At 70.0% G+C, this 16,065-nt stretch carries 16 protein-coding genes; 8 read left to right on the top strand and 8 right to left on the bottom strand.

The genetic code is table 11. From position 1 onward, the window contains the following. Positions 1-24 precede the first annotated feature (24 nt). The 4 genes from OG801_RS15240 to OG801_RS15225 are packed head-to-tail and all read left to right on the top strand — an operon-like array spanning position 25 to position 3,450. A complete protein-coding gene (locus tag OG801_RS15240) occupies positions 25-897 on the top strand; it encodes an ABC transporter ATP-binding protein (RefSeq protein ID WP_406029573.1) in 873 nt (290 codons plus the stop codon). Further along, the gene (locus OG801_RS15235; protein WP_355018806.1) at positions 894-2,009 is read left to right on the top strand and encodes a zinc-binding dehydrogenase; all 1,116 of its coding nucleotides are present in this window, start codon (positions 894-896) and stop codon (positions 2,007-2,009) included. The genes OG801_RS15240 and OG801_RS15235 overlap by 4 nt, the downstream gene beginning before the upstream one ends. Beyond that, positions 2,006-2,497 carry a hypothetical protein gene (locus tag OG801_RS15230; protein WP_355018807.1) on the top strand — a complete coding sequence of 164 codons (492 nt, stop codon included), beginning with the start codon at positions 2,006-2,008 and terminating at the stop codon, positions 2,495-2,497. The genes OG801_RS15235 and OG801_RS15230 overlap by 4 nt, the downstream gene beginning before the upstream one ends. Further along, complete coding sequence (locus tag OG801_RS15225) at positions 2,494-3,450, top strand: PDR/VanB family oxidoreductase (protein ID WP_355018808.1); 957 nt, start codon at positions 2,494-2,496, stop codon at positions 3,448-3,450. The genes OG801_RS15230 and OG801_RS15225 overlap by 4 nt, the downstream gene beginning before the upstream one ends. 18 nt (positions 3,451-3,468) lie before the next feature. Here OG801_RS15225 and OG801_RS15220 read toward each other — a convergent pair whose 3' ends face one another. From OG801_RS15220 to OG801_RS15210, 3 genes are all read right to left on the bottom strand, one after another. Further along, positions 3,469-4,242, bottom strand: a complete 774-nt coding sequence (locus OG801_RS15220; protein WP_355018809.1) for an IclR family transcriptional regulator C-terminal domain-containing protein — start codon at positions 4,240-4,242, stop codon at positions 3,469-3,471. A gap of 65 nt (positions 4,243-4,307) precedes the next feature. Continuing rightward, the gene (locus tag OG801_RS15215) at positions 4,308-5,171 is read right to left on the bottom strand and encodes an alpha/beta hydrolase family protein (RefSeq protein ID WP_406029572.1); all 864 of its coding nucleotides are present in this window, start codon (positions 5,169-5,171) and stop codon (positions 4,308-4,310) included. A 190-nt stretch (positions 5,172-5,361) separates the two neighbouring features. Beyond that, a complete protein-coding gene (locus OG801_RS15210; protein WP_406029571.1) occupies positions 5,362-6,531 on the bottom strand; it encodes a glycoside hydrolase family 19 protein in 1,170 nt (389 codons plus the stop codon). Between the two features lie 167 nt (positions 6,532-6,698). Between OG801_RS15210 and OG801_RS15205 the strand changes: the two genes are divergently transcribed. Further along, positions 6,699-7,856: an ROK family transcriptional regulator gene (locus OG801_RS15205; RefSeq protein WP_355018812.1), complete on the top strand. Its 1,158-nt coding sequence runs from the start codon at positions 6,699-6,701 to the stop codon at positions 7,854-7,856. A 37-nt stretch (positions 7,857-7,893) separates the two neighbouring features. Here OG801_RS15205 and OG801_RS15200 read toward each other — a convergent pair whose 3' ends face one another. Then, positions 7,894-8,709, bottom strand: a complete 816-nt coding sequence (locus OG801_RS15200) for a nucleotidyltransferase domain-containing protein (protein ID WP_406029570.1) — start codon at positions 8,707-8,709, stop codon at positions 7,894-7,896. Between the two features lie 173 nt (positions 8,710-8,882). On the opposite strand from OG801_RS15200, the gene OG801_RS15195 reads away from it, so the two are divergent. Next, a complete protein-coding gene (locus OG801_RS15195; RefSeq protein ID WP_406029569.1) occupies positions 8,883-9,314 on the top strand; it encodes a hypothetical protein in 432 nt (143 codons plus the stop codon). Then, entirely contained in the window at positions 9,311-10,879 is a 1,569-nt protein-coding gene (locus OG801_RS15190) for a multicopper oxidase family protein (protein WP_406029568.1), read from the top strand. The genes OG801_RS15195 and OG801_RS15190 overlap by 4 nt, the downstream gene beginning before the upstream one ends. Positions 10,880-10,895: 16 nt before the next feature. Here OG801_RS15190 and OG801_RS15185 read toward each other — a convergent pair whose 3' ends face one another. Then, complete coding sequence (locus tag OG801_RS15185) at positions 10,896-11,261, bottom strand: DoxX family protein (protein ID WP_406029567.1); 366 nt, start codon at positions 11,259-11,261, stop codon at positions 10,896-10,898. Between the two features lie 111 nt (positions 11,262-11,372). On the opposite strand from OG801_RS15185, the gene OG801_RS15180 reads away from it, so the two are divergent. Beyond that, positions 11,373-11,750, top strand: coding sequence for a helix-turn-helix domain-containing protein (locus tag OG801_RS15180; RefSeq protein WP_355018817.1), 378 nt, complete (start codon positions 11,373-11,375; stop codon positions 11,748-11,750). A 13-nt stretch (positions 11,751-11,763) separates the two neighbouring features. Here the strand turns inward: OG801_RS15180 and OG801_RS15175 are convergent, their stop codons facing one another. From OG801_RS15175 to OG801_RS15165, 3 genes are all read right to left on the bottom strand, one after another. Further along, a complete protein-coding gene (locus OG801_RS15175) occupies positions 11,764-13,470 on the bottom strand; it encodes a cation:proton antiporter (RefSeq protein WP_406029566.1) in 1,707 nt (568 codons plus the stop codon). Between the two features lie 39 nt (positions 13,471-13,509). Beyond that, positions 13,510-15,774: a heavy metal translocating P-type ATPase gene (locus OG801_RS15170; protein ID WP_406029565.1), complete on the bottom strand. Its 2,265-nt coding sequence runs from the start codon at positions 15,772-15,774 to the stop codon at positions 13,510-13,512. A gap of 73 nt (positions 15,775-15,847) precedes the next feature. Continuing rightward, positions 15,848-16,054: a heavy-metal-associated domain-containing protein gene (locus OG801_RS15165; RefSeq protein WP_406029564.1), complete on the bottom strand. Its 207-nt coding sequence runs from the start codon at positions 16,052-16,054 to the stop codon at positions 15,848-15,850. Between the last annotated feature and the right edge of the window lie 11 nt (positions 16,055-16,065).

Below are 16,065 nucleotides of genomic sequence, written 5' to 3'. Positions count from 1 at the left end.
TACTAGAGGAACGGACCACACATCATGTCCAACACCACTGCACCGGCCTCCGCCGAAGCGGCCTCGGCCACGGCCGACCCGAAGATCCGGATCCGCGGGCTCAGCAAGCGCTTCACGGTCCCCGGCGACCACGTCGTAACCGCGCTCGACTCGTTCGACCTGGACGTGCCTCAGGGCCAGTTCCTGACGATCGTCGGCCCGTCGGGGTGCGGAAAGACCACGCTGTTGCGGATGCTCGCCGGCCTCGAGTCACCATCGGAGGGCACCATCGAGGTCGTCGGCGGCACCGACGGCCGCCCGGAGAACTCCATGGTCTTCCAGGGCGACTCGATCTTCCCGTGGATGAGCGTCTGGGACAACGCGGCGTACGGCCTGACCGTGCGTGGTGCCCCGAAGTCGGAGATCAAGGAGACCGTCGGGCACTACCTCGACGCGACCGGCCTGACGAAGTTCGCGGACGCCTACCCGCACCAGCTCTCCGGCGGCATGCGGCAGCGGGTCTCGATCGCGCGTGCGTTCGCCAACGACCCCGAGATCCTGCTGATGGACGAGCCGTTCTCGGCTCTCGACGAGCAGAACAAGACGCTGCTGCAGGCCGAGCTGCTCCGTATCTGGGACGAGACCCGCAAGACGGTCGTGTTCATCACCCACTCCGTCGATGAGGCCGTGACGCTGAGCGACCGGATCATGGTGATGAGCGCCCAGCCGGGCCGGGCCAAGGCGTTCATCGACGTGCCGTTCGAGCGGCCGCGCGATGTCCTGCAGCTGCGCCACGAGCAGGAGTACGGCGAGATCGTCTACGGCATCTGGAGCCAGCTGAAGGAAGAGGTCGAGAAGGCCAAGCAGCAGGCCGACGCCCGCGTCGCCCCGAAGAAGCGAGGGCTCTTCCGCCGATGAACGATCTGCTGGTTCGTGCCGCCGTCAGTGACGGGGCCGGCGACACCGAGGTCCGGGAGCTGGTGCTCCCGGCCTCGGTGAGCAGGCTGCGCGTCGAGTCCTCCGCCGTGTGCGGCACCGACGTGATGCTGCACCAGCGGGGGCTCAAGGCTCCCGCGGTGCTCGGCCACCACACGATCGGCCGTATCGACCACCTGACCCCCGAGGACGCCGAGGCGCTCGGTCTCGAGCTCGGCACCCGCGTCGCCGTCGAGGAGTACGTCGGCTGCGGCACGTGCGCCGAGTGCTCGGCCGGCCGCTACCGGCTGTGCGCCTCGGTCGATCTGTGGACCGGTGGTGAGCGGGTCGGGATGATCCCGGCCTCCCGGGACTCGGGGCTGCACGGCGGCAACGCGGAGTTCATGGAGCTCACCTCCCGCCACGTACTCCACCGGCTGCCCGAGCACCTCAGCGTCGACGCGGCCGCCTGGACGTTGCCGCTGGCCAACGCCGTGGACTGGACGCTCGACGCCGGCGGCGTTGGCCCGGGCTCGAAGGTCGCCGTCATCGGCCCCGGCTACCACGGGCTCTCCTGCGTGGCCGCCGCCGTCGCAGGTGGCGCCGAGACCGTGATCGCGCTCGGCCGCCGGTCCAGCGCTGGGCGCATCGAGCTCGCCCGCCGGCTCGGCGCGTCCGGCGAGCTCAACGACGACACCGTCGTCGAGGTCGTAGGTGAGAAGTACGGCCCGCTCGACGCGGTCATCGACACCATCGGCACCCCGCAGACCATGGCGACCGCCGTCCAGCTGCTGGGCCGCTTCGGTGTGCTGGTGATCGCCGGGCTCAGCGGCGGCGACGCCGCACTCGACCCGACCGCGATCGTCCGCAACCTGGTGACCGTGCGCGGCGTACGCGGCCGGTCGCCGCAGGCCGTCACCCGTGCCATCGAGCTGCTCTCCTCCGGCCGGACCGGACTGGAGCGGATCCCGACGCACAACGTTCCCCTGGAGCAGGTCGGACAGAGCCTGCGCGACATGGACCAGGGCAAGGCTCCGGTCACCCCTCATGTCGTGATCGACCCGTGGCTGCGGGCCGATTCCACCCCCTTGGAGTCTGTGAAGGAGACCCGATGAACCCTCTGCGCAGGTCCTATGAGGCCCGTGTTCTCGTCGTGCCGCTCGGTCCCGGCAGCGCCCAGCTCGTCGACGAGCTGCGGACGCTCGGGGTCGAGGGCGTCCAGATCCTGACCGGGCCGGACCCGGTCGAGGCGCTGACCACACCGCTGGGCGAGGGCGCCTGGGCGCCGCCGATGCCGGCCGGCACCAGCGCCGTCGCCGAGTCGGCCGACATGGTCGTCCTCGTCGGCACCGACCTCACGGAGGTCCCCGAGCCGGTGGTACGCGAGGTGTGCACCGCGGCGCGCGATGGTGGCGACCTGATCGCCGCGGTCCTCGTCGCCCCCGAGCACTGGCAGGAGCCGGCCGGCGCCTCGGCCATGATCACGCTGCGTCAGGAGGTCGACATGCTGGTGTCCGTGCGCGGCCCCAAGTTGCTCGCCGCGCTGCTCGACGTGCTGCGCGGCGGCGCCCGCGCGGAGGACTACTCGGAGGTGTCGGCATGACCGGCGAGGAGCAGGACTTCTTCGAGGTCACCGTTCGGCAAGCGAAGCTGGAGGCCGACGGTGTGATCTCGCTCGAACTGGTGCCCGACAGCGGTCTGCTGCCGGCGTACGAGCCGGGGTCGCATCTCGACATCGAGCTGCCCTCGGGCCTGGTCCGGCAGTACAGCCTGTGCAGCCCGCCGGCCGACCTGAGCTTCTACCGGATCGCGGTGCTCCGCGAGCCCGAGGGCCGCGGCGGCTCGGACGAGGTCCACGAGACCGCCCTCGTCGGCAAGAGGGTCCGCATCCGTGGCCCCCGCAACCACTTCCCGCTGGAGCCGTCTCCGCGCTACCTGTTCATTGCCGGCGGCATCGGCATCACGCCGATGCTGGCGATGGTCATCCGTGCCGAGCGCGAGAAGTCGCCGTACGAGCTGGTCTACGTCGGCCGCCACCTCGAGTCGATGGCCTTCCGTGACAAGCTCGCGACCGGTCCGAATGTCAAGGTCGTCGTCAGCTCCGCGACCGGTCGCCCCGACCTCGGCTCCCTCGTCGACGGTGCAGGCGACGACACCCTCATCTACGCCTGCGGCCCGATCTCGATGCTCAAGGAACTGGAGGACGTGTGCGAGAAGGCGGGGCGGTCCGCTCAGCTCCGGCTGGAGAAGTTCGCCTCCGACGGCGAAGCGCTCGTCGAGGCATCGACCGGCGACTCGTTCGAGGTGGAGCTGCGCAAGTCAGGAACCGTGCTCACCGTCGGCTCCGACCAGGGTCTGCTCGAGGTGATCGAGGGTCACTGCGACATCATGACCTCCTGCGAGGACGGCTTCTGCGGCACCTGCGAGACCACGGTCCTCGAGGGCGTTCCGGAGCACCACGACACGATCCTCAACGAGAGGGAACGGGCCTCCGGCAAAACCATGATGGTCTGCGTCGGCCGCTCGAAGAGCCCGCGGTTGGTGCTCGACCTCTGAGGGGCGAGCACCACGGCGTCACGAGGTGGCCAGCTCCGCCTCGATCGCGCGCGTGGTGACGAGCAACTCGGGCAGAATCTCCTCGCGCATCTGCTCGACCGAGGTGCGGTTGACGTGGGTGGCGACGTTCACCGCGGCGATGGCGCGCCCGTCCGGCCCACGTACGGGCGCGGCGATCGAGCGCAGGGTCGGGTCGATCTCTTGGTCAGTGATGACGTAGCCGTCCTTGCGGGCCTGGGCGATCCTTCGGGCGAGCTCGTCGGGAGCGACCGCGGTGCGTCCCGTGAGCGGCTCGGCATGCAGATGCTCGAGGTAGTCGCGCAGCGCCTCGGGATCGAGGTCGGCGAGCAGGACGCGGCCGCTGGACATCGCGTACGCCGGCATCCGGGTGCCCACCGCGATGTTGACCGTCATCATCCGATCCGCTTTGACACGGTCGACGTAGACAACCGTGTCGCCGTCCAGGACGGTCAGCGAGCAGGTGTCACGCACCCGCTCGGCGAGCGAGGTCAGATGAGGATGGAGTCGCGGGAGCCCCAGCCCCTCGAGGTACGCGTCGCCGAGCTCCATCACCTTGGGGCGCAACTGGAAGGTGCGCCCGTCGGTGCGGACGTACCCAACGCGTTCCAGGGTCAGCAGCAGCCGCCGCGCGGTGGCCCGGGAGGTGTCTGCGAGGGTCGCCACCTCGGCCAGCGACAGCGGCTGTTCGGCTTCGCTGAGGATGCCGATCACGTCTAGGCCACGCAGCAGTGATCCGACGATCTCCTCACCCTTCGGGCTGGTCGTGGCCATGATCCGACCCTATCGGAGCCGGCCACCTCTCCCGAGGTGGCCGGCTCCGCGTCAGGACCGACGGATCAGTCCGGACAGGTGTTGCGGTAGTCGGACAGGTTGACCGAGGACGGCGCCGGGCAGAGGAACTGCGAGTAGCGGGTGTCGTCGTCGACGTACCTCTTCAGCCAGGTGACGAACAGGCGCCCTTGCCAGTCGTCATCGGTGTTGGCGATGAAGTGGTCGCCGTTGTTGATCTCGCCGTACGCCTTCTCCCGGGCCCCGGTGGCCGAGGTGTAGAACGGGACGGAGTGCGAGCTGACCGGCGCGACGCTGTCGTTCTCCGCGCCGATGATCATGGTCGGGATCTGGATGCCGGGCCAGGTCTTGTCGGTGTGCCAGGGCTGTAGCGCGACCGCGGCCTTGATCGAGGAGTCCTGGTTGGCCGCCGCGAGCGTGCCGCCGCCGCCCATGGAGTGGCCGGAGACCGCGATCCGGGTCTCGTCCAGGCGCGAGGCGACCGCGGAGGAGGCGTCCTCCTGCAGGTAGTCGACCGCGGCCAGGATCTGCGAGCCGCGGCTGTCGGGCTGGTCGTAGCGGGAGTTCGTGTCGATCGCGAAGACCACGAACCCGTGCGAGGCCACCCGGCGCGCGACCGCGGAGTAGGACGACGAGGAGGCCGTGTAGCCGGGGGCGAGCACGACACCGCCGAAGGTCCCCGCGGTGGTGGAGGTGGGGTAGTAGATCGTCCCGCCGCCGAAGCCGGTCACCAGCGAGGAGACCGAGGCGGTGGAGAGGGAGAACGTGCCGTTGTCCAGAACGCTGGCCGACGTCGGGTCCGGCCCGCGCTCGTAGGGGCTCTCCGCCTCGGCCGGCGCTACCAGGCCGAAGAGGGGGAGAGTGACGGCCGCGGCGACCGCGGCGATGCGGAGAGAGAGTGATCTGAGCACCGAGCATGCTCCTTCGTCCGTCCGGCCCCGGGCTGTCCGGGGATCCGGTTGCTACTCGAAGGTAGGGGCGCAGCCGGGCGGCCGACACCGGCACGGAGGCAGAACCTCGTTGGGCGCTTGTCACAAAACGGAAACACGGCGGCGTACGCAGGTGGGGCTGCGTACGCCGCCGGTTCGGGCGAGTGTCGTATCAGCAGTACAAGTTTCCGCCCGGGTCCACCCCGAGCAGCGAGGTGACCTCGGTGTAGTTGTCGACGCGGCTCTGCACCTGGGCCGGGTTGCCACCGTTGCACTCGATGGACCCGTTGATGGACCGGATGGTCTCGCCGAAGCCGGCGCCGTTGACCATCGCCGCGTGCGGGGTCATGGTGCCGGGGCCGTTCTGGGTGTTCCAGTACCAGAGCCCGGTCTTCCAGGCGACCGCCGGATCGGTAGCGACCAGGTTCGGGTTGTTCAGCAGGTCGATCCCGAGCGCGTCCCCGGCGGCCTTGTAGTTGAAGTTCCAGCTCAGCTGGACCGGACCACGGCCGTAGTACTGGTCGTTGCCGGCGGGGCAGCCGTAGGACTGGTTGGGGTCGCAGTAGTGCGGGTAGTTGGCCTCGTTCTGCTCGACGACGTAGAGCAGGTCACCGGTCTCGTGGGCGACGTTGGCGATGAACGCAGCGGCCTCCCGCTTCTGCACCGCCTCGTCCCCAGCATTGGTGAATTCCGGGTAGGCGCTGAGCGCCTCGACGAGGCCGGCGTACGTGTAGAACGGGTTGCGGTTGGGGAAGAGCTGGTTGAACTGCTCCTCGCTGACCGGGAACTCACCGGCCACCGGCGCCGGTGTCTCCGGGTCGGTCGCGGTGCCGCCGATGTTCACGTCGATGCAGGCGTAGAAGGCGTTGGTCGTGTCGGCGACGTTCCAGACCGCGAGGACCTTCTGCCGGCCGGTGAACGACCCGAAGTCGACCTGGTGCTCGACGGTGGCAGGCGGCTGCGCCCCACCGTCGTCGAACTCGGCGATCTTGGTGTCACCGATGAAGTACTGCCAGGTGCTGGTGCTGTGCCGGGCGCTCAGCGACCAGGTGAACGTCTGGGACCGGCCGACCGGTGTGGCCTGCCAGTTCTTGGAGTCGTCGTCGAGCTCGGCGAACCTCGAGTTGCCGCCGGAGCAGCTGGTCAGGCCCTTCGGGCCCTCGACACTCTGCGGTTCGTACTTGATGTCCCCGCACTCGACGGTGCCGGCAGCACACTGGGCCTGCCTGCTCGGGGGGTTCGAGATGTAGCCGTGCGCACTTGCGGGGCTCGTCGGCAACATGGCCAGGACGGGCGCCAGCAAGATCCCGCCGAGAACGGCGATCTTCGTGGTAGTACGCATTCCAAACTCCTTGATGGGGGGTTGAGATGGATGGCGATCGAAGCCCCACTGTAAAGTTCCTTTACAGTTACCGTCTAGACCCAGCGTGGACAAACCCCGGCGCGAGCCCTGCAATTGTTAGGTTGGCGTCCCGTACGCCACCCCGACCCTCGAAAGGAGCGCCGCCGATGTCCAGACCGCCCAAGACACACCTGATCCGCGACACCAACGACCGCGCGGCGCTCGATCTGATGCTCTCGAACGGGCCGGTGACGAAGACCCGGCTCGGCGAGCTCGTCGGCCTATCGAAGGTGACCGCGGGACAGCTGCTGACCCGGCTCGGCGAACGTGGCCTGGTCGAGGTCGTCGGCACCCAGCAGGGCGGTCGCGGCCCCAACGCCGCGCTCTACGGCGTGGTCCCGGCGGCGGGCTATGTCGCGGCCCTCCACATCGGACCTGACCAGATCACCGCGTCGGTCGCCGACATCACCGGCACCGAGCTGGCCACCGGCGCGCTCGACCCCCACGAGGCCTCCGACCCGGTCGAGGCGGTGCGGGCCACCGTCGCCGACGCCACCCGGAGCGCCGGCATCACGATGTCGCAGCTCCGCTGCCTCTCGATCGGTACGCCCGGCATGATCGACCCGCGCACCGGTGATTTCCGTTTCGCCAACGACTTGCCGGACTGGCGCACGGGCGTCCTCCAGGACCTCCGGCGCAGCTTCCAGCGGCCGATACTGATCGAGAACGACGTCAACCTGGCCGGGCTCGCCGAGCAGTCCGCCGGAGCCTCCCACGGCGTCAAGGACTCGGTGCTCGCCTGGATCGACCGCGGGCTGGGCCTCGCGGTGATCGTCGATGGTCGCCTCCACCGCGGCGCCGGCGGCGGTGCCGGCGAGATCGGCTATCTGGCGGTTCCGGGCGCCTCCACGCCCCACGGCACCGACAGCCCGCAGCACGCGGCCTTCCAGTCGCTGGTCAGCGTCGAGGCCATGGACATCCTCGCCCGTGCGTTCGGGCTGAAGGGCAGCGGTGTGGACTGCGTACGCGCGGCCGCCGGCGGTGACCCCGGCGCCGAGCCGTTCCTCGAGGAGCTGGCCAGGAGGCTCGCCCTCGGCCTGGCGGGCATCTGCGTGGTGCTCGACCCCGAGCTGTGCGTGCTCGCGGGCGAGGTCGGACGCGCCGGCGGGCCGGTCCTGGCCGCCCGCGTACAGAAGGCGATCGCCGCCCTCGGCCCCAACGTCCCCACCGTCGTCCCCACCGAGATCTCCGGCGACCCCGTGCTCCGCGGCGCCCTCCAGATCGGTCTCGACACGGCCCGCGACGAGGTCTTCTCCAACCACTGACCCGGGGACACGCTTCACCCTCCCGGCGCAGGCGGGATCAGACTGCAGACCTCGGCGCCGGACCGTCGGCAACGACGGTATCCAGGTACGCGACCGACGCGTCCTCGGCTTCGGCACCTACTCCGATCGGGACCGACAGCTGGCCCCGCAAGCTCCGGTAGATCTCGACGCATCGAGCGACCGCAGCGGCGCACTCGTCCCAGTCGTGCGAGGCCACGGTGCCCGCTACGAGCGGGACCAGGTCCGGCGCGCGCTGCTCGAACCGCCGGACGCCCCGGGGCGTGAGTCCACGCACGTGCTGTGCCAGAGGTACGAGCGCCTCGCTTCGCAGGAAGCTCAGGAACTCCAGGACCTCGAAGAGCTCGCCTCGGCCCAGCTTGGTTGCCGCGTAGTGCACCCAGATCCAGAACCTGTCCTCGATCCACTGGGGATCGACGGCCAACGGACTTGGCTCGGTCCTGGCGATGCTGCGGGAGACCGTCTGGTCGCGCTCCCAGATGACCAGGGGGTTCTCGATCCGGCGCTCGAGCTCATCTGCCCGCACGAACTTGAGATCGACATGCAGGAGCGGGTCGGCACACAGACAGATCAACAGCCGGGGTTCACCCACGTGCTCGCCGGTGAATGCCGCCAGCAAGGGCATCCACTCGGCCGCGATCTCACGGCGCTGCTCCATCACCGCCGAATGATGATCGTCGCCGACGACCACCACGAGGTCGAGATCGGAGTAGCGGTCGAGATCACCGGTGAGCAGTGATCCTCCGGCGGCGAGTCCGTCGAACCGCCCGTCCCGGGCGACGGACGTCCTGATCAGGTCGAGAACCTGGGCGTGGCCAGACGGCAGGTTGGTCAAGGCGTTCTCCTTCGGCAAGCAGCAAAGTCGACCAGTATCCGAAGTTCGGCGCTGCGGTTGCAACCGGTTATCGGGACGCGACCCGAACGGATCCTCGACCCTGACGGCAACCCTGGGGCGATCTCAGGGAAACGCCCGACGCCATACGTACCTCGGCTACCTATTGTCGAGATGTGACCACCACCGAGATCCCGACCGCGCCGCCACCACGCGAGCGCCGACCACGCGTCAGCCTCTTCTGCTTCCGAGCCGTCGCGGTTCTGGCCGCGCTCTTCGCGATCGGGCAACCGATCTTCATCGGCTCCTACTTCGCCGGCACCTTCGAGGCGTTGGGCCTCCACTCCGCGGGCGCGGTCGCGCTGCAGGGCCTCGGCCTGCTGCTGCCGGTCGCCGCGGGCGCCGTCGTGGCGATGCACGGGCGCTGGTGGTTCCTCATCTGGTCGGTCGCGCTCTTCTTCCTCATCCACGTCCAGGCGATCCTCGGCTACACCCGGGTCCTCCAGCTGCACGTCCCGGTCGGCGTCCTCACCGTCGGCATCGCGGTGGCCGTGGCCATCGCCGCCCTGCGCCGCGGCGCCGGCAGCCCGCGGGAGGTTCGGGGATGAGGATCGGGCGACGCACTCTTCTCGGCGCCGGACTGGCTGCCCCGGTCGCCGGATCGCTGGTCGCGTGCGGCGAGGCCCCCGAGCAGACCGGACGGATCCTGCGCAGCGCGGCACGGCTGCCGAAGGCGTACGCGACTCCGTTGCCGTTGCCGCCGGTCAAACGGCCTTCGGGCGAGATGATCGAGATCTCTCAGCGCACCGCCTCGGTGGAGATCCTGCCCGGGCTGCGGACCGAGATGATGACGTACGACGGGGTCTTCCCCGGGCCGACGTTGGAGACCCGCCGCGACGAGGCCGTGACCGTACGCCACACCAACTCCCTCACACTGCCGACCGCGACGCATCTCCACGGCGGGCACACCCCGGCGAAGAGCGACGGCTGGCCGACGGACCTTCTGGTCCCGCCGGGCTTCGAGTCGCACCACGCCCACCACGCTGGTCACGGCGGCGGTCATGGTGGCGGTCACGAGACCATGGCCGACCCGAAGGCGCAGGTCACAACAGGAAAGCGGGACTACCGCTATCCGCTCGAGCAGCCCGCGACGACGCTTTGGTACCACGACCATCGAATGGACTTCACCGGCCCGCAGGTGTGGCGTGGGCTGGCCGGTTTCCACATCATCCGCGACGACGAGGAGGACGCGCTCTCGCTGCCACGGGGCGAGCGGGAGATCCCGCTGATGATCGCCGACCGGGCCTTCGACGAGGACGGCACGCTGCGCTATCCCGCGCTCGACCCGGAGCTTCTCGGCGAGCCCGGGGTCGAGGACCGCTACATGGCCGGCGTGCTCGGCGACGTCATCCTCGTCAACGGTGCCCCGTGGCCCGAGGCGGAGGTCGAGGCGGCGCAGTATCGGCTGCGGCTGCTCAATGCCTCCAACGCGCGCCGCTACGCACTGAGCCTGCGGACCTCCGACGGGCAGCCGGTGACGTTCACCCAGATCGGCTCCGACGGCGGGCTGCTCGCAGCCCCGGTCGAGCACGGCGAGATCACGATGGCCTCCGGCGAGCGGTTCGACGTCGTCGTCGACTTCCGCTCGCTCGCGCCGGGGACGACAGTCGAGATGCGCAACGGTCTCGGCACCGGCCGGACCGCTCAGGTGATGCGGTTCCGCATCGCCCGGCGCGCGGCCGACGACGTCAAGATCCCGAGGCGGCTGGCCGACGTACCCGAGCCCGAGAAGCCCGAGGGCGCCGTCGTCCGCAGGTGGCATTTCCGCAAGGCGAACGTGCACGGCCGACGGGGCTGGGGGATCAACGGCAAGCCGTTCGACCCGGCGGTCCCGCAGGCCAAGGTGCCGCTGGAGTCCACCGAGATCTGGGAGTTCTTCACCGACGCGCACCACCCCGTCCACGTGCATCTCTCGCCCTTCCAGGTCCTGCGGCGTGGCAACCGCGGACCGGGTCCGATGGACCTCGGCTGGAAGGACACCGTCGACGTACGCCCCTACGAGGCCGTCCGGGTCAGGGTGAAGTTCGAGAAGTACGCCGGCAGGTTCCTCGTCCACTGCCACAACCTGGAGCACGAGGACATGGCGATGATGGCCGGCTTCGAGACCGTCTGACCACGGCCAGCGACGATCACCGGCGAGTGGCCAGGACCAGCGTGGCGAGCGCGACCACCGCCAGGACCGCGTTGAGCCACAGGTCGCCCCTCTCGCCGCGCGAGAGGTGGAAGAGCGCCGCGAGCACCTGCACGAGCGCCAGACCTCCGGCCGCCCAGACGGCCAGGCTCGGGGCGATACCGGTCAGCGGCGGCAGGATCAGCCCCAGCGCACCGGCCACCTCGACCACACCGATGGCCCGGACGCCGGCCATCGGGATCGCGGTGCCGGCCCACGCCATCATGGGCTGCAGCTGCTCTTGGCTCCGCACGACCTTGATCCCACCCGAGTACAGGTAGAAGACCGCCAGCAAGCCGGCGACGATCCAATACGCGACCACCATGTCGAACTCCTTGGTTACGATGAGTAACTAACCGATCGAGAACCAGCATGACCGGGTTCCGGGAGGCGTACAAAAGGCACATCGGTGTGCCCGAACGACAGAGGGAGCGTGATGTCGGACTACGAGAAGGCCTGCCTGATCAGGGGAGACGGCGGACGCGCGATCCGCGGCATCCTGGACCGCATCGGTGACAAGTGGAGCCTGCTGGTGATCGCCACCCTCGACGGCGGACGAGCCCGGTTCGGCGACCTCAAGACGCGCGTGCCAGGGATCTCGCAGCGCATGCTCACCCTCACGCTCCGCCATCTGGAGCGCGACGGTCTGGTGGCGCGTACGAGCTATCCGGAGGTGCCTCCACGGGTGGAGTACGAGCTGACCGAGATGGGCAGGACGCTCGTCGGGCCGGCGGTGAGACTGGCCGAGTGGGCGATCCGGCACAACCCCCGGATCGAGGACGAGCGCCGACGCTACGACGCCCGCCAGAGCTGACCGGCCGGGCCGCTCAGCTCGCGTCGAGCCGCCTCTCCATGTCGTCGAGGATCGCCTCGACCTTCCGGTAGGTGTGAGAGCCGTAGGCGCCGATGCTGCGCTCGGCGGCGAGCGCGTCGCGCATCGCGTCCAGGTAGCGCAGCTGCAGGATCACCGTCTGCTCCATCACGTCTGGCCTGATGCTGGGCGCGTCTCGTACGCCCGCGAGCACCCGCGGAAGGATGCGGTCCTTGAGCTTCGTCACCAGCTGGGGGTCGATCGGCTCGCCGTCGATGGTCTGCGACTCGAGCGGTCCGAGGTTGTCGATCGCATCCTCGCCGACCTGGCGGAGCAGCGCCCGGAACGCGTCGTGACGGTCCGCCGACGACTCACCCGGGAAGCGCATCCGGCGGATGACCGCCGGGAGGGTGAGACCGAAGAGCACGAGCGTGATGAGCGCTACCAGGAAGGCGGCGAGCACCACGGTCGCCCGGTGGGAGGTGCCGGCCGGGATGGTGTGGGCGGCGGCGACCGTGACGACGCCACGCATCCCGGCCCAGCCGATGATCAGGAAGCCACGCCTGGTGATCGGCTCGCGCTCCTCGAAGTCGATGTCCGCCCGGCCCCGCGCCAGTCGCCGCCGGGCCGAGGTGATCCGGGCGTCCTCCCGGTCGTCGACGGGGGTCAGCGAGTCGAGCTTCTCCTCGAACTGGTCGAGGCGGGTGCGTACCTCTTCCTTGTTCTCCTCCCGGTCCCGGAGCGCGGGACCGGCGAGCCCGAGGAACCGGAGCGCGACCAGCAGACCGACCACGATCAGGACCAGTCCCGCCATCTGGCCCATCGTGGTCTCGCCGCGGGCGGCGTCGACGAGCGCGGGCAGCTGGTAGCCCATCGCCAAGAAGACGCCGCTCTCCAGGATGAAGTTGAACGTCGTCCAGGTGGTCGCCTGGGTCTGCCGGTCGCGGGCGCTGAACCTGCGGCTGCCGAGCCCGCCGGTGACCAGCCCGGCGACGACGACGGCGAGCACGCCCGACGCGTTCAGCTCCTCGGCCGGGAAGTAGGCGATGAACGGCACCGCGAACGAGATCGTCGTGTTGAGCACCGGGTCGTCCAGGCGCTGGCGGAGCAGCACCGTGAGCCAGCCGACGATGCCGCCGATCAAGAGCGCCCCCAGCACCGCCCAGCCGAACTCCAGAGCCGTACGTCCCAACGAGAAGGAGCTGGCCGCCGCGATCCCCGCGACGGCCGTCCGGAGGACGACGAGGGCGGAGGCGTCGTTGACCAGGCTCTCGCCCTCCAGCACCGTCATCACCCGCGGCGGCAGCCCGACCCGGCGCCCGATCGCCGTCGCCGCCACGGCGTCGGTGGGACTGACGACCGCGCCGAGCGCGACCGCGAGCGGGAAGGAGATCTCCGGGAACAGCCAGTGGACGACCGCCCCGATCACCAGCGCCGAGACGATCACCATCACGACCGAGAGCCAGGTGATCAGCCGGAGGTTCCGCCGGAAGTCGATCACCGGCAGGTTGACGGCGGAGGAGTAGAGCAACGGCGGCAGTACGCCGGCCAGGATCCATTCCGGATCGAGCTCGATCTCCGGCGCCCCCGGCAGATAGCTCGCCCCGATCCCGAGCCCCACGAGCAGCAGCGGCGCCGCCACTCCTGTACGCCGCGCGAACACCGACGCCGCGATCATGATCGCCAACGCCACCCCGACGATCAACAACACCCGATGGTCCATGCTCAGGAGCCTAAGAGATCGTGCGGGGCGGCGCTGGGATCAGCGGAAGCGACGCAGCCGGCGGCTGTTGCTCACCACGAACACCGACGAGCAGGCCATCGCGGCACCGGCGAGCATCGGGTTGAGCAGCCCGGCGACCGCCAGCGGGATGGCCGCGACGTTGTAGGCGAATGCCCAGAACAGATTGCCCTTGATGGTCGCCAGGGTCCGCCGCGACAGCCGGATCGCGTCGGCCGCGACCCGCAGGTCACCACGGACCAGGGTCAGGTCGCTGGCCTGGATGGCGACGTCGGTGCCGGTGCCCATCGAGAGGCCGAGGTCGGCCTGGGCCAGCGCCGGCGCGTCGTTGACGCCGTCACCGACCATCGCGACCACGCGGCCCTCCTCCTGCAGCCGGCGGACCACCGCGACCTTGTCCTCAGGAAGCACCTCGGCGATGACGGTGTCCGCGGAGACTGGGATGCCGACCTCGGCGGCGACCGAACGGGCCACCGTCTCGTTGTCGCCGGTGAGCAGGACCGGGGTCAGGCCGAGACGCTGGAACTCGGCGATCGCCGCGGCGGAGGTCGCCTTGACCACGTCGTTGACGACCAGGACGCCACGCGCCTGTCCGTCCCAGCCGACGGCGACGGCGGTGCGGCCCTCGCTCTCGGCCTCGGCCATCGCCAGGGCGAGATCGCCCGGCAGGTACTGGCTCCACTCCTCGAGCAGGCGGACCCGGCCCACCAGGACGGCGTGACCCTCGACGATGCCCTGCACTCCCAGACCTGGGACGTTGGCGAAGTCCTCGGCCACCGGCAGGGTGCCGACGCGCTCCTCGGCCCCGGCGGCGATCGCCCCGGCGATCGGGTGCTCCGAGGCGTACTCGAGGGCGCCGGCCAGTCGTGCGATCTCGTCGGCGTCCTCGCCGGGCGCGGCGATCACGTCGGTCAGGGTCATACTGCCGGTGGTGACGGTGCCGGTCTTGTCGAGCACGATGGTGTCGATCGCGCGGGTGCTCTCGAGCACCTCCGGTCCCTTGATCAGGATCCCGAGCTGGGCGCCGCGTCCGGTGCCGACCATCAGCGCCGTGGGCGTGGCCAGACCGAGCGCGCACGGGCAGGCGATGATCAGCACCGCGACGGCCGCGGTGAAGGCGGTGGCGGTGCCCGCGCCGGCGCCGAGCCAGAACCCGAGGGTGATGGCCGAGAGGGCGATCACGATGGGTACGAAGATCCCCGAGATGCGGTCGGCGAGCCGCTGAGCCGCCGCCTTGCCGGTCTGCGCCTCCTCGACCAGGCGTGCCATCTGGGCGAGCTGGGTGTCCGCGCCGACCCGGGTCGCCCGGACGACGATGCGTCCGCCGGCGTTCACGGTGGCTCCGGTGACACCGTCACCGGGTCCGACCTCAACCGGCACCGACTCGCCGGTCAGCATCGCCGCGTCGATCGCGGAGGACCCGTCCTCGACGATGCCGTCGGTCGCGATCTTCTCCCCGGGACGTACGACGAACAGGTCTCCGACGGCGAGCTCGTCGATCGGGATCCGGGTCTCGACCTCGTCCCGCAGGACGGCGACCTCCTTCGCGCCGAGCTCGAGGAGCGCGGTCAGGGCAGCACCGGCGCGCCGCTTCGACCTGGCCTCGAAGTAGCGGCCGGCGAGGATGAACGTCGTGACCCCGGCTGCCGCCTCGAGGTAGATGTTGCCGAGACCGTCGGTGCGCTCGATGGCGAAGCTGAACGCGTGGGTCATGCCGGGCTCACCGGCAGTGCCGAGGAAGAGGGCGTACAGGGACCAGCCGAAGGCTGCCAGGGTGCCGATCGAGACCAGCGTGTCCATGGTCGCCGCGCCGTGGCGCGCGTTCGTCCAGGCTGCCCGGTGGAACGGCGCCGCGCCCCAGACGACGACCGGTGCGGCGAGCGTGAGCGAGAGCCACTGCCAGCTCTCGAACTGCAGGGCCGGCACCATCGCCAGGAGCACCACCGGGATGGTGAGCAGGGTCGAGACCAGCAGCCGCCGCTTGAGGAGGGCGACCGGGTCCGTGACGTCGGCGTCGGGGGAGGCGCTCGACGGAGCCGCCTCGCGGCGAGGCTCCTTGGCGCCGTACCCGGCGCTCTCGACGGTCGCGATCAGCGCGCTCGCGTCGATGTCGGTGTCCGCGGCGACGGAGATCTTCGCCTTCTCGGTCGCGTAGTTGACGGTGGCGGCGACACCGTCGAGCTTGTTGAGCTTGCGCTCGATCCGGTTCGCGCACGACGCGCAGGTCATGCCGTTGATCTCGAGCTCGAAGTCGGTCGTGGGGGCAGAGGTTCCGGAGACGGTCATCACTGGTGTCCTTCGGGTGGGTGGATCGTGGTGCGCGTCGGCTCCCCGCTCACAGGGAGCCGACGCGGGTGGCTCAGCCGGCCAGCTGGTAGCCGGCCTCCTCGATCGCGCGCTGAACCTGCACGGGGTCGAGCTCGTTCTCGGAGGTGACGGTCACCTGGCCGGTGGCCAGGTCGACGTCGACCGAGGAGACGCCCGCGATCTGGGCGACCTCCTCCGAGACAGAGCTGACGCAGTGGCCGCAGGTCATTCCGGAAACGGTGTAGGTGGTGCTGCACATGGTGCTTTCCT

Source organism: Nocardioides sp. NBC_00163, from assembly GCF_045206295.1.
Taxonomy (GTDB): domain Bacteria; phylum Actinomycetota; class Actinomycetes; order Propionibacteriales; family Nocardioidaceae; genus Nocardioides.
Note: the sequence above shows the minus strand (reverse complement) of the source record. Positions and strands in the feature narration are given on the sequence as shown.

Excerpts from the sequence above, each read along its gene's own strand:
- OG801_RS15210 (WP_406029571.1), bottom strand. The coding sequence starts at position 6,531 with ATGCGTACTACCACGAAGATCGCCGTTCTCGGCGGGATCTTGCTGGCG.
- OG801_RS15185 (WP_406029567.1), bottom strand. The coding sequence starts at position 11,261 with ATGGTGGTCGCGTATTGGATCGTCGCCGGCTTGCTGGCGGTCTTCTAC.
- OG801_RS15225 (WP_355018808.1), top strand. The coding sequence starts at position 2,494 with ATGACCGGCGAGGAGCAGGACTTCTTCGAGGTCACCGTTCGGCAAGCG.
- OG801_RS15235 (WP_355018806.1), top strand. The coding sequence starts at position 894 with ATGAACGATCTGCTGGTTCGTGCCGCCGTCAGTGACGGGGCCGGCGAC.
- OG801_RS15180 (WP_355018817.1), top strand. The coding sequence starts at position 11,373 with ATGTCGGACTACGAGAAGGCCTGCCTGATCAGGGGAGACGGCGGACGC.
- OG801_RS15175 (WP_406029566.1), bottom strand. The coding sequence starts at position 13,470 with ATGGACCATCGGGTGTTGTTGATCGTCGGGGTGGCGTTGGCGATCATG.
- OG801_RS15240 (WP_406029573.1), top strand. The coding sequence starts at position 25 with ATGTCCAACACCACTGCACCGGCCTCCGCCGAAGCGGCCTCGGCCACG.
- OG801_RS15205 (WP_355018812.1), top strand. The coding sequence starts at position 6,699 with ATGTCCAGACCGCCCAAGACACACCTGATCCGCGACACCAACGACCGC.
- OG801_RS15165 (WP_406029564.1), bottom strand. The coding sequence starts at position 16,054 with ATGTGCAGCACCACCTACACCGTTTCCGGAATGACCTGCGGCCACTGC.
- OG801_RS15190 (WP_406029568.1), top strand. The coding sequence starts at position 9,311 with ATGAGGATCGGGCGACGCACTCTTCTCGGCGCCGGACTGGCTGCCCCG.
- OG801_RS15170 (WP_406029565.1), bottom strand. The coding sequence starts at position 15,774 with ATGACCGTCTCCGGAACCTCTGCCCCCACGACCGACTTCGAGCTCGAG.
- OG801_RS15220 (WP_355018809.1), bottom strand. The coding sequence starts at position 4,242 with ATGGCCACGACCAGCCCGAAGGGTGAGGAGATCGTCGGATCACTGCTG.
- OG801_RS15230 (WP_355018807.1), top strand. The coding sequence starts at position 2,006 with ATGAACCCTCTGCGCAGGTCCTATGAGGCCCGTGTTCTCGTCGTGCCG.